The organism is Paraburkholderia haematera, from assembly GCF_905220975.1.
Classification (GTDB): domain Bacteria; phylum Pseudomonadota; class Gammaproteobacteria; order Burkholderiales; family Burkholderiaceae; genus Paraburkholderia; species Paraburkholderia haematera.
This window is the reverse complement of record NZ_CAJNBK010000008.1, coordinates 127,298-139,624: the sequence shown is the minus strand read 5'-3', so window position 1 is coordinate 139,624 and position 12,327 is coordinate 127,298. Positions and strand designations below refer to the sequence as shown.

The following is a 12,327-nucleotide window of genomic DNA, read 5'->3' as shown; positions in this document are numbered from 1 at the left end:
TGCCTGCTTTTTAAAACAGTCTCGGTGTGCCCACCCAGACGACTACCGACTCTTTGCGTGCGGTATTCACCCAGCTGTGCGGCACTGTCGATTCGTAATGCGCGCTGTCTCCCGCATGCAACACGAACGTCTTGCCTTCCAGGGTCAACGACACTTCGCCGTCGATCACATAAACAAACTCTTCCCCGGCATGCGTGGTCACTTCGGAGCGCTTCTGCCCGGGCGGCATCCTCACAAGGATCGCTTCGAGCTGACGGCCGCCCGTCAGATTGGTCAGCCGTGCAAACAAATTGGCCGAGTCCGCAAAACCGAAAAACTTCAACTGATCGCTACGGCATACCGAGCGTTCTTCGCTTGGCGTGTCGACGAAATACTGCACTGTCACCCCGAGCGCGTGGGCAATTCCGGCCAGCGACGTGATGGACGGTGACGCCAGGCCGCGTTCGACTTGCGACAAAAACGGCTTGGAAATACCCGCCGCTGTTGCCGTGTCATCCAGCGTGCGCTTGAGCCGTTGCCTTAACGCGCGGATCTTGCTGCCGAGTTCGAGTGCCGGATTCTTCTTTTGAATTGTCGTGACCATAGCAGGAGGAAATTAGCCCGTCAAAATTTGTTTGATATAAGTAAATATGGTTTGATCGCAGTCCAGACCGGGGTGGCGGGCCGTTCAGCTTCCGGTCGTGCAAGGGACCGCGTTTTCGAGACAACGCTCTATGTTGCCAGAACCGAAATTCTCCCCAGCCGTTTTGACCGGGAATCGACGAGAAACTGAAAGCGGATGCGGTAAAGACTGCAGTACGCATAAGGGTGTCAGCATTGATGCAGATTGAGTATCGGGAAGGGTTAAAGGCATGACGTCAAAGGCTATTTTCAGTCAAACACGATTTCGCAACGAAGCGATCTGGCGTGTAAGAACGGGTAATTGGCGTGGTAATTGGCGCGATATCAGTGAATTCCCTGAGTGACGAATCGCGCGTCTGTTTGCAGAATCTGCCCCGCTTGGCGGTTGGGCGCGCGTGTTCGTATCAGACGCGACACCGGCCGCTGTTTTTCATTCCGCACGCAGCGATCCTGCGCGGCGGAGCGTTGTCCGGCACGTTCCAACCGAACGCTGGCCGGGCTGAGGACATGACTATCACTGCCGATTTTTCCTGCCGCGGGCATCGCGTTCGCCATCTGGCGCAGCCGCCATCCGCCAGCCGCCTGGAAGCCGGCCCCTGCAAAGCGGGCCTCCGGAAAGCCGCCCCCCGGAAAGCCGGCCTCCGGAAAGCCGGCCTCCGGAAAGCCGCCCGCCAGACCCCCGTTTCCCGCAATGCTTTATCATTGAGCCCGTTCCGCCTGCCGGAGCCCGAGCCCGATGTGACGCAGCGTCCCCCAATCCCCCAAGGGGACTTCCTTCGGGGCAGGGGACTCCCTTCGGGGCGCACCGCGTGGCGGGCCACTATCCCATCCCCTGGTTTTTCCGCTGGTATTGGCGCCTCAGTTTGCAATCTGGTTTGCAGATGAGCGCGCAGTTCAGTTTCCAGATGAACGTGTAGATGAACGCGCCATCGACCACGCGCAGGCCTGGGGCCATGCATGCGTCGTGTCGCGCAGGATCCGCCGAACGTTTTGCCAGATTCCGTTTTTCGCGCCGCGTGGCCAGCCCACGCGCCGCCGCAACCGTAAGCACAAGAGGTACATGATGAATTCGTCCAATCCCGCCGGCGCACCGGTCTCGCAGACCCGTTCGTTCTCGACGGTCTTTCTGATCGAGATGTGGGAGCGCTTCGGTTACTACGGGATGGCCGCGCTGCTGGTCCTGTTCATGATCGACAAGCTGAACTTCACCGACAGCCACGCCACCCTCACATGGGGCGCGTTCACAGCGCTGGTTTACGCATCGCCGTCGATCGGCGGCTGGATCGGCGACAAGATTCTGGGCGCGCGCCGCACGATGATCTTCGGTGCCGGCGTGCTGGCAGCCGGCTATTTCATGCTGGCGCTGCCCAACGAGCAATTGAGCTACATGTACGCGTCGCTGGGCGTAATCGTGGTGGGCAACGGGCTTTTCAAGGCAAACGCCGCGAATCTCGTGCGCCGCATCTATGAAGGCGACGACGCGCGCATCGACAGCGCATTCACGATCTACTACATGGCGGTCAATATCGGCTCGACAGCGTCGATGCTCGCGACGCCGTGGATCAAGGACCATTGGGGCTGGCACACGGCATTCGCGGTCTGCTGCGCGGGCATGCTGCTGTCGGTGCTGAACTACTTCATCATGTTCCGCACGCTCGCGCATATCGGCTCCGCGCCGGACGCCGAACCGATCCGCTGGAAACGCGTCGGCGCGGTCGCGCTGGGCGGTATTGTGCTTGGCACCGCAACGATGTTCGTGCTGCAGCACAAGGCGATTGCGGTGGCCTGCGTGTACACGGCCGGCGTCGCGATTCTGGCGATCTTCGGCTACATGCTGGTGAAGTGCGAACGCTCGGAGCGTTCGGGTCTGGTTGCCGCGCTGATTCTGACCGCGCAGGTGATCCTGTTCTTCGTGTTCTATGTGCAGATGTCGACGTCGCTCACGCTGTTCGCGCTGCGCAACGTCGATCCGCGCTTCATGCTGTTCGGCGAGACGCTGTTCACGTGGAGCGCCGCGCAGTTCCAGGCGCTCAATCCGATCTGGATCATGGTGATGAGCCCGGTGCTCGCGCTGCTCTATACGAAGCTCGCGAAGAGCGGCAAGGACGTGCCGGTGGCGGTCAAGTACGCGTTCGGCTTCGCGGTGGTGGCGGCCGGCTTCTTCGTGTATGCGGCGAGCGGCAACTACGCGGTGAACGGGCGCGTCTCGTCGTGGTTCATGGTGGGCGGCTACGGCTTGTATTCGCTCGGCGAATTGCTGGTGAGCGGGCTGGGTCTCGCGATGATCGCGCGCTACGTGCCGGCGCGGATGAGCGGTTTCATGATGGGCGCTTACTTCGTGGCAACCGGCGTGTCGCAGTATCTGGGCAGCGTGGTGGCGAATTTCGCGCAGATGCCGAAGGGCGATATGGATCCGCTCGAATCGCTGCCGTTGTACGTCAAGCTGTTTACGGGCCTGGGCTGGCTCGCGGCAGCGGGCGCGCTGGTTGCCGTGCTGCTGTTGCCGCTGATGCGCAAGCTGTCGCGCGAACATCAGCGTTGCGGCGACGAGGCGCGTGAGAACGCGCGGCAAACGGCGGCCCTGAGCGCGGTGGCGGCGGAGTAATCGGCGGCGTGTAAAGCGGCCCCAGGGCGTCGGCCACCGGCCGCAAGAAAGTACGCGCCGGCCGTTCGGCATCCCATGCGTCTGCCACGCCCGGCAGCGCAAAAAAATGGCGTACCCCGTCTGACAGGGGTGCGCCATTTTGCATTTTATGCGCTACGTTGCGCTAGTTTGCGCATGAGCGGACCTGCTCCACGCGCTTACTCCGGCATTTTCCGGAACGAAACCGCAATCCGGTTCCAGCCGTTGATCGCAATGATCAGCAAGGTCAGGTCGCCAATCTCCTGCTCGGTGAAATGCGGCTTCACCGCTTCCCACACTTCATCCGGCACGCGCGTTTGCGCGACCAGCGTGACCGATTCGGTCCATTCGAGCGCCGCGCGCTCGCGCTCGGTGAAGAACGGCGCTTCGCGCCACGCCGCCACCGTTGCCAGACGCCGTTCCGTTTCGCCGTGCTTGCGCGCGTCCGTCACGTGCATATCCAGGCAGAACGCACAGCCGTTCAGTTGCGACGCGCGGATCCGCACCAGTTCCGCGAGCGGTTTGTCGATCGTGCTTTTGCTGATGGTTTCTTCGAGCGAGATCATCGCGCGGGTGCCGCTCGGGCTGGCTTTGTAGAAGTCGAGACGCGGTTGCATGAGCTGTTCCTTATCGTAAGTGTCCGCTCCGATGGCGGCGACGGAGGTAAGCTTACGGTTGGTATTGGTCTTTCGAAATAACCATTTCCCGGATATTTAAGGTAACCACTCGGATGGAAATCCATATCGCGGTCGAAGGCCGTCACGATCTGTCCGGACAGATCTACCGGCAGTTGCGTGCCGGCATACTCGAAGGGCGGCTCGCCGGCGGGACGCGGTTGCCTTCCACGCGCGATCTCGCCACGCAACTGGGCGTCTCGCGCAAGACCACGCTCGAGGTTTTCGAACGACTCCTTTCGGAAGGCTATCTGAGTGCCCGCGCCGGCTCGGGCACTTTCGTCGCTGACGGCCTCGAGCGTCTGCCGGTGGAGCGCTCGTCGCATGCACTGGCCGCCGACTCCGCGCCCGAGCGGGCGAAGGCGAAACAGAAAGCTGCGGCGCGAGCCCAGCCGCTGTGGGAGCAGATGCCTGAAAACTTGCCGTTGCCGAAGCCCACCGTGGCCTCGCCGCACGATTTCATTGGCGGCGCGACTGACAAATCGCTGTTCCCCTTCGACGTCTGGCGCCGCTGCGTGAACCACGCCTTGCGTGTGCAGGCGCGTGGTACAGGCACGTATCGCGACGCGGCGGGCGAGCAGGAGTTGCGACTCGCGATTTCGCGCTACCTGGCGTTCAATCGCGCGGTCACGAGCAACTGGGACGACGTGATTGTTACTCAAGGCGCCCAGCACGCGCTCGATCTGATCGCGCGCATCACGTTGCGGCCCGGCGAGATCGCGGCGCTCGAAGACCCCGGCTATCCGCCGGCCCGGGCGTGCTTCATGGCCACGGGGGCACGCGTGGTGCCGGTGCCGGTGGACCACGAAGGCCTGATCGTGAGCAAGCTCCCGGACAAGGCGCGGCTCGTCTACGTGACGCCCTCGCATCAGTTCCCGCTTGGCATGCCGATGAGTCTCGAGCGGCGCGTCGAGTTGCTCGAATGGGCGCAGAAACGCGGCGCCGTGATCATCGAGGACGATTACGACTGCGAGTACCGTTTCGAAGGCCGGCCGATGGAGCCGCTGAAAAGTCTCGACCGCGCCGGTCTCGTTGCTTACGTGGGCACGTTTTCGAAGACGATCTTCCCGGAGTTGCGGGTCGGTTACGTGGTGCCGCCCACATCGCTATACGCGCCGCTTTTCAAGGCCCGCCAGATCGCCGACTGGCACGGCTGCACGCTCACGCAAACCGCGCTCGCGACTTTCATGCTCAACGGCGACTTCGCCAAGCACCTGCGGCGCATGCACAAGATCTATGCGGGCCGCCGCGCGATGCTGCTCAAGCATCTGCAGGGCGATCTCGCGCCGTGGTTCGATCCGATCGTGCCAACCGCCGGCATCCATATGGCAACGCGGCTAAAGGCGCCGTTGACCGAGGAGGCGGTGGTGAGCGCCGCGCGCGAAGCGTCGATCGGTTTGTACGGACTCGCGCCGTTTTATCAGCGCGCGAAGCCGGAGCCCAGCTTGATGTTCGGCTACGGCAACATTGCAGAGGAGCACATCGACGCGGCACTCACTAAGCTCGCCGACATCCTGCCTCGCCTTACGCGCTGATAACCCGAAGCGCTGTCAATATTACTTAAACCTATCTAACACCATACAAATCAGTGTCATAAAGCGACCGTAACCTTGCGCCTCTGTAATTGTTTGTAATGCAACGCCGGCCCGGATGGACCGGCACGACAACACAACAAACCGGAGGGCAGTAGGGATGCGAGTGACGTTTATGGCAGGAAAGAAGATGCGCGCGCTTCGCGCAACCGGTGTCCAGGGTGCGCTGGGCGCATTAGGCGTGGTAAGCGCGATCGGCATCACGGCATGCAGCAGCGACCTTGAGACGACGCCGTCACAGCCGCAAGTGGCGAACGGCACGAAGGCGACGCTCGCCTTGCTGGAAACCACCGACATCCACACCAATCTCCTCAGCTACGACTATTACAAGCTGGCCGAAGACAAGTCCCTCGGTCTGGAACGCACGGCGACGCTGATCGCGGCGGCGCGCAAGGAATTCCCGAACACGATGTTGCTCGACGACGGCGACACGATCCAGGGCACCGCGCTCGCCGACTACCAGGCGCAGGTCGCGCCGATCGATTGCAAGACGACACTCGGCGTCTACAAGGTGATGAACCTGCTGAAGTACGACGCCGGCACTATCGGCAATCACGAATTCAACTACGGCCTGCCGTTCCTCGCACAAGTGACCGGCAGCGCGTTCGACGTGCCGAACATGAGCCCGGTCGCGTCGCAACCGGCATGCTCGGGGCCGAACTTTCCGCTGGTGCTGTCCAACGTGCTCGGCGCGAAGTCGCAGCAACCGATTTTCAAGCCGTACACGATCCTCGAGCGCACGCTGAGCGCCACCACGCCCGACGGCAAGACCGTCAGCGCACCCGTGAAAATCGGCGTGATCGGCTTTACGCCGCCGGCGATCATGGCGTGGGACAAGCGCTGGCTCGACGGTAATGTTTACACGCAAGGGCTGGTGGAAAGCGCATCGAAGTACGTGCCGGAAATGAAGGCGAAGGGTGCGCAGATCATCGTCGCGATGTCGCATGGCGGGCTCGACAATTCGACCTATTCGCCGTCGATGGAAAACGGCAGCTACTATCTTTCGAAGGTGCCCGGCATCGACGCGATGCTGATCGGCCACTCGCATCAGGTGTTCCCCGACAAGAACAGCACGGTCACGCAATTTAACCTGCCGGGCGTGGACAAAGTGAAGGGCACCGTCAACGGCGTGCCGACTGTGATGGCGAATTTCTGGGGCAAGCATCTCGGTGTGATCAAGCTCGCACTGAACTACACGAACGGCACGTGGACGGTGGACCGTAATTCGAGCACGGCGGAAGCCCGCTCGATCCAGAACGCGGATAACAGCTACGTGGCGGTCGATCCGGCGATCTCGCAGGCGATCGCGGCCGAACACAGCGCGACCATCAACTATGTGAAAACACCGATCGGCACGACCAATTTCCGCATGAGCACCTACTTCGCCGACGTGGGCGACGTCTCGGCCATCGAGATCGTCAATCAGGCGCAGGCGGCCTACGTGCAGGACTACATCGCGGCGAATCTGCCGCAATATGCGGGTATTCCGGTGTTGTCGGTGAGCGCGCCGTTCAAGAGCGGCTTTGGCGGCGGCAACGATTTCACCGACGTCGCGCAGGGAAATGTCGCAATCAACAACGCCGCCGACCTCTACCTCTATCCGAACACGATCTACGCGGTGAAGGTGACGGGCGCCGATCTCAAGGCCTGGCTCGAAACCGCGGCGAAGCGTTTCAACAAGATCGATCCGGCGAACACGGCGGCGCAGGCGCTGGTCAGCACCTATCCGGGTTACAACTTCGACATGATCACGTCGAAGGATTTCAGCTACGAAATCGACGTCACCCAGGCAGTCGGCAGCCGGATCCGCAACCTGAAATATCAGGGCGCGGCGATCTCGGAGTCGCAATCGTTCATTGTCGCGACCAACAACTATCGCGCGAGCGGCGGCGGCAATTTTCCGGGGCTGGACGGCAGCAAGACGATTTACGCCTCACCGGATGCGAGCCGCGACGTCCTGATCGCCTACATCAAGAAAGTGCAGGCCATCAAGACGGCGAACAACGGCAGCGATCGTAGCTGGCGCTTCACGAAGGTGGCGACGGCCGGGCAGGTGACCTTCAAGGCGGCGCCGAACCTGGTGGCGCTCGCGCAGACCAACGGTATCGCCAACGTCACCCAGCTTCAGGCGGACGACGGCACCGGCAAGGGGCTCGCGGTCTACTCGGTGAATCTCAACCAATGACGGCGCGCTTTTCCTTGAGGCCGGCGGCTGGGGTGGCGAGCCTTGCGGTGGCTGTCGCGATCGCTGCCGGAACACTCGCCACGGTCGCCACGGTCGCGGCCACGCGCGTATCCAGCGTGCAGATCGAAGATTGGCAGATGCAGGGCGCGGCCACGCATGCCGCCTGGCCGGTGTGGCGGCTGCGCCTTGCCGCGGCGTTCGGCAACGCGGCGGCGCGTGAGGCTTTGGCCGACGTGCTGGTGAGTTCGGCGCACCGCGACGAGCGGCGCGAAGGCGTGGCCTTGTATCGCCAGCTTGCGCGCGACGCTGTGCCGAGCGCACAAGGCACGCTCGGACATCTGCTGTTGCGCGGGCTGCCCGGGATCGCGCCGGATTACGTGGAAAGCCGCCGCTGGTTGAGCGCGGTTGCGTCGCATGATCCGCAAGCTGCTTACGATCTGTCGACGCTTTATCGCAACGGCTACGGCGTGGCGCGCGATCCCGACCTGGCGATTCGCTGGCTGGAACAGGCAGCGCAAGCGGGCGTGCCGCTCGCGCAATTCCAGCTCGCCAACGAGTATCGCTTCGGCACGGCGCTGCCGCACGACGACGCGCTGGCGCTGCAATGGCTGACACGCGCGGCCAATGCGGAGTTACCCGAGGCCAATCTGGCGCTGGCGATCGCCTATCGCAACGGCGAGCTCGGCATGGCGCGCGACGAAGATGCGTACTGGGCTCATGTGAAAGAGAGCGAGCACGATCTGAAGCACGTCAGCCGGCCATGAACGCGCGTTGAAACGGCCTGCGATTTTCTGTCGCAGAGCAACGTTAGCCGCCCCCTGCAGAGACTTTCGCTGCAGGGGGCGTGTTTTTTCCGCCGCGTGAATCGGCGTCGTGAGCGTGTCGGCGAACCAGGGCTGGGCCATCGAGTCGCCATCCACGAGAGATCGTCCGACGCCAAAAGTGCCGTTATTCACGTATCGAAATGGCTTGTAACGCACGTTACGTGTTCGTGTTGTGGACCTGGCCGTTGCGCTCCGACGCACGTTTACCCGCTAAAACAAGGATCAAAATGTGTTGCGCAGTCTGCGCCGCGCAACAAACCTTCGCTGTTATACACAAAAGAGTCGCGCAAATCGTATTAGCGCTTGTAGAATCCGGCGTTGAAGCGTGCACATACCGTATGCGCTTCGTGCAATTCACTGACCACTACAGGTAGGAGAAACATGCCGACTTCCGCAAAAAAGGTGGCCAAGAAGGCTGCTGCCCCGGTACCGACCAAGAAGGTTGCTGCAAAGAAAGTTGTTCCTGCGAAGAAGGCCGTCGCAGCTAAGAAGGTCGCCGTGAAGGCTTCCAGCGCTCCGTCGCCGATCAAGGACACCTTCACGAAGGCCTCGCTGGCTGCACACGTCGCTGAACGCGCCGCTGTGGAACCGAAGACCGCCAAGGCTGTGCTGGCCGCGCTCGAAGACACGATCCTCGGCGCTGTGCACAAGAAGGGCGCTGGCGAATTCACGCTGTCGGGTCTTCTGAAGATCGTCGTGCAAGCTGTGCCGGCGAAGAAGAAGCGCTTCGGCAAAGACCCGTTCTCGGGCGAAGAGCGTTGGTTCCCGGCCAAGCCGGCTAGCGTGCGCATCAAGGCACGTCCGCTGAAGAAGCTGAAAGACGCAGCAGCAGGCTGATCGAGCTTCATGCGTTGCCGCGGTTTTTGAGCGCGGGTTTTTAACGGTGCGTTTTGAACCTTGCGCTTTTAACCAACGTTAACGTTTGAGCCGACCCGCAGTGCGAGTTGTCCGAATCCCCGTGGATGCGAATCCACGGGGATTTTTTCATGCGCGCCCGCGGTGGATTGGCGAACGCGCCGCCGTCCGCCTCGGTGCCCCCTATGCACCGTACTAGCGCATCATGGGCCGCCGCAGTACGATGGCAACGAGGCCATGCCGGTCGGGATGCGCTCTTAGCGTGCATGCACCGTGTTCAGCACGCGAAAAAGCTCAATGGCATAGCGCTTGCTTGAACGATTGTCGAACACCGAATGCGCAGCGCATTCGCCTTCTATCCGACAACAAGAGCGGGGCGTGACATGCGATGCTATGACGAGATGCGTCATCATGACGATGCCGTGCGGCCACACTACGCGCGCTTTGAGCGGTGGCTGGTGAAGCAGGGCAACGAGGCGATCGCACGCAAGCGTGCGGAAGCCGACCTGCTGTTTCGCCGGGTCGGCATCACCTTCGCGGTGAACGGCGATTTGTCCGGCACCGAGCGGCTGATTCCCTTCGATCTGATTCCGCGCATCATTCCGCGCAGCGAATGGCAGACGCTGGAGGCCGGTTTGCGCCAGCGGGTGCAGGCGCTCAATCTGTTTATCCACGACGTCTATCACGATCGCAACATTGTGCGCGCCGGTATCGTGCCGGCCGAACAGGTCTATACCAACGCGCAATACCGGCCTGAAATGCAGGGCGTTAATGTGCCGCTCGGTGTTTACGCGCATATCGCCGGGGTCGACGTGGTGCGCGCGGGCGACGAGGGCGACTTCTACGTGCTCGAAGACAACCTGCGGGTGCCGTCGGGCGTGTCCTATATGCTCGAAAACCGCAAGATGATGATGCGGCTTTTCCCTGAGCTATTCGTGCAGAACCGCATCGCGCCGGTCGCGCATTATCCCGATCTGCTGCTCGACACACTGCGCTCGGTGGCGCCGGAAGGTGTCGACGATCCGGTGGTGGTGGTGCTCACGCCGGGCATGTACAACTCGGCGTATTTCGAGCACACCTTTCTCGCGCAGCAGATGGGCGTCGAACTGGTGGAAGGCAAGGATCTGTTCGTCGACGACAACTATGTGTTCATGCGCACCACGCAGGGGCCGAAGCGCGTCGACGTGATCTATCGCCGCGTGGACGACGATTTTCTCGATCCGCTCGCCTTCCGCAATGATTCGGCGCTGGGCGTGCCGGGTCTTCTGACCGCGTATCGCGCCGGACGTGTCGCGCTCGCGAACGCCATGGGCACCGGCATCGCCGACGACAAATCGATCTACCCGTACGTGCCGGAAATGATCGAGTTTTACCTTGGCGAGAAGCCGATCCTCAACAACGTTCCCACGTTCCAGTGCCGCAAGCCTGACGATCTCGCCTACACGCTCGCGCATCTGCCCGAGCTGGTCGTGAAGGAAGTGCACGGCGCGGGTGGCTACGGGATGCTGGTGGGGCCGGCGTCGACGAAAGCCGAAATCGAGTCGTTCCGCGAGCGCCTGATTGCGCGGCCCGCGGGCTATATCGCGCAACCCACGCTGGCGCTCTCCGCGTGCCCGACCTTTGTCGAATCGGGCATCGCGCCGCGCCATATCGACTTGCGGCCCTTCGTGCTGTCCGGCAAGAGCGTGACGATGTGCGCGGGCGGTCTCACGCGCGTGGCCTTGCAGGAAGGCTCGCTCGTCGTCAATTCGTCGCAGGGGGGCGGGACTAAAGACACGTGGATGGTCGACTGACACGGTTGCCAGCGCGGTTGCTGCGGTGGCTCACGTAACAGCTCTGATGCAGCAGTCAGGCAGCAGCTCCTGTAGCCAGGCAGGCAACCGCGTCCCGCAAACTGACGCACCGGCATAGGCATCGAATTGCCGCCGGCGCACACGGATAACCCGCGCGGACCTTTTACCGTTGCAAAGGTCTCGCGTCATCAGATACGGAACGCCGTCATGCTAAGCCGAACTGCCGATCACCTCTTCTGGATGGCCCGTTACATGGAGCGCGCGGAGAACACCGCCCGCATGCTCGATATCAACCTGAAGGCGTTGCTGTTGCCGCAAACGCCCGAACAGGAGGCGCGCGCCCAACGCTCGGTGCTGCGCATCTCCGAACTCGAATCTGCTTTCGCGCAACGCTACGACGAACCGACGCGTGAACACGTGCTCGATTTCATGGTGGCCGACGCGACCAATCCATCGAGCATTCACTCATGCTTGCAGGCCGCGCGCGAAAACGCCCGCGCCGTGCGCGGCACCTTGACGACCGAATGGTGGGAAACCATCAACGACACCTGGCTCGAGTTCAACGAACGCGCCTCGTCTGGCCAGGCGTCGAGCAATCCGGGCGCGTTATTCGAGTGGGTGAAATTCCGCTCGCATCTGTCGCGCGGCGTGACGATCGGCACCGCGCTGCAGGACGACGCGTTTTTCTTCACGCAGCTCGGCACCTTTCTTGAACGCGCCGACAACACCGCGCGGATTCTCGACGTGCGCTTTGCAGACGTCGAGCCGAATTCACGCGATGCCGCGCGCCAGCTCGAAGATTTCTATTACTGGACCTCGATTCTCAGTTCGGTGTCGGCGCTGGAGATTTATCGCAAGGTGTATCGCGATGTCGTCACGCCGGCGCGGGTGGTCGAATTGATGATCCTGAACCAGCAGATGCCGCGCTCGCTGCTCGCGTCGCTAGAGGGTGTCTGTGCGAATCTGGCGATGCTGCGCACGTCCGGCTCGAACCAATGCGAACGGTTTGCCGGCAAGCTGCGCGCCGAGCTGGTGTACTCCGACATCCGGCAGATTTTCGAAGCCGGCCTGCACGCCTATCTGACGCAGTTCCTTGCTCGCGTGTTCGAGCTCGGCAATCTGGTTGCGCGTACCTATCTGATGTTGCCAGTCGCCTGACG

9 protein-coding genes are annotated in these 12,327 nt (G+C 62.1%); 7 read left to right on the top strand and 2 right to left on the bottom strand.

The genetic code is table 11. The features are described from left to right. Positions 1-10 precede the first annotated feature (10 nt). Positions 11-583 (bottom strand): cupin domain-containing protein, encoded by a 573-nt coding sequence (locus KHO23_RS16745; RefSeq protein WP_120294344.1) that lies wholly within the window; start codon positions 581-583, stop codon positions 11-13. Between the two features lie 1,101 nt (positions 584-1,684). Between KHO23_RS16745 and KHO23_RS16740 the strand changes: the two genes are divergently transcribed. After that, a complete protein-coding gene (locus tag KHO23_RS16740) occupies positions 1,685-3,226 on the top strand; it encodes a peptide MFS transporter (RefSeq protein ID WP_211612443.1) in 1,542 nt (513 codons plus the stop codon). Positions 3,227-3,423: 197 nt separating this feature from the next. On the opposite strand, the gene KHO23_RS16735 is transcribed toward KHO23_RS16740, so the two are convergent. Continuing rightward, positions 3,424-3,861 carry a carboxymuconolactone decarboxylase family protein gene (locus tag KHO23_RS16735; RefSeq protein ID WP_211612331.1) on the bottom strand — a complete coding sequence of 146 codons (438 nt, stop codon included), beginning with the start codon at positions 3,859-3,861 and terminating at the stop codon, positions 3,424-3,426. A 113-nt stretch (positions 3,862-3,974) separates the two neighbouring features. Here KHO23_RS16735 and pdxR point away from each other — a divergent pair, with 113 nt between their 5' ends. From pdxR to KHO23_RS16705, 6 genes are all read left to right on the top strand, one after another. After that, the gene (pdxR, locus tag KHO23_RS16730) at positions 3,975-5,453 is read left to right on the top strand and encodes a MocR-like pyridoxine biosynthesis transcription factor PdxR (RefSeq protein WP_211612330.1); all 1,479 of its coding nucleotides are present in this window, start codon (positions 3,975-3,977) and stop codon (positions 5,451-5,453) included. Between the two features lie 187 nt (positions 5,454-5,640). Beyond that, positions 5,641-7,695: a bifunctional 2',3'-cyclic-nucleotide 2'-phosphodiesterase/3'-nucleotidase gene (locus KHO23_RS16725; RefSeq protein ID WP_211612329.1), complete on the top strand. Its 2,055-nt coding sequence runs from the start codon at positions 5,641-5,643 to the stop codon at positions 7,693-7,695. A gap of 32 nt (positions 7,696-7,727) precedes the next feature. Further along, entirely contained in the window at positions 7,728-8,459 is a 732-nt protein-coding gene (locus tag KHO23_RS16720) for a tetratricopeptide repeat protein (protein ID WP_211612328.1), read from the top strand. A 441-nt stretch (positions 8,460-8,900) separates the two neighbouring features. After that, on the top strand, positions 8,901-9,356 hold the full coding sequence (locus KHO23_RS16715; protein WP_175048835.1) for an HU family DNA-binding protein: 456 nt from the start codon (positions 8,901-8,903) through the stop codon (positions 9,354-9,356). Between the two features lie 401 nt (positions 9,357-9,757). Further along, positions 9,758-11,167 (top strand): circularly permuted type 2 ATP-grasp protein, encoded by a 1,410-nt coding sequence (locus KHO23_RS16710; RefSeq protein ID WP_172169908.1) that lies wholly within the window; start codon positions 9,758-9,760, stop codon positions 11,165-11,167. Between the two features lie 207 nt (positions 11,168-11,374). Beyond that, positions 11,375-12,325, top strand: coding sequence for an alpha-E domain-containing protein (locus KHO23_RS16705; protein WP_211612327.1), 951 nt, complete (start codon positions 11,375-11,377; stop codon positions 12,323-12,325). Positions 12,326-12,327 lie beyond the last annotated feature (2 nt).

Bases quoted from the DNA above. Each gene is read 5' to 3' on its own strand.
- KHO23_RS16710 (WP_172169908.1), top strand. From the start codon at position 9,758: ATGCGATGCTATGACGAGATGCGTCATCATGACGATGCCGTGCGGCCA.
- pdxR (WP_211612330.1), top strand. From the start codon at position 3,975: ATGGAAATCCATATCGCGGTCGAAGGCCGTCACGATCTGTCCGGACAG.
- KHO23_RS16735 (WP_211612331.1), bottom strand. From the start codon at position 3,861: ATGCAACCGCGTCTCGACTTCTACAAAGCCAGCCCGAGCGGCACCCGC.
- KHO23_RS16705 (WP_211612327.1), top strand. From the start codon at position 11,375: ATGCTAAGCCGAACTGCCGATCACCTCTTCTGGATGGCCCGTTACATG.
- KHO23_RS16715 (WP_175048835.1), top strand. From the start codon at position 8,901: ATGCCGACTTCCGCAAAAAAGGTGGCCAAGAAGGCTGCTGCCCCGGTA.
- KHO23_RS16745 (WP_120294344.1), bottom strand. From the start codon at position 583: ATGGTCACGACAATTCAAAAGAAGAATCCGGCACTCGAACTCGGCAGC.
- KHO23_RS16725 (WP_211612329.1), top strand. From the start codon at position 5,641: ATGCGCGCGCTTCGCGCAACCGGTGTCCAGGGTGCGCTGGGCGCATTA.
- KHO23_RS16740 (WP_211612443.1), top strand. From the start codon at position 1,685: ATGAATTCGTCCAATCCCGCCGGCGCACCGGTCTCGCAGACCCGTTCG.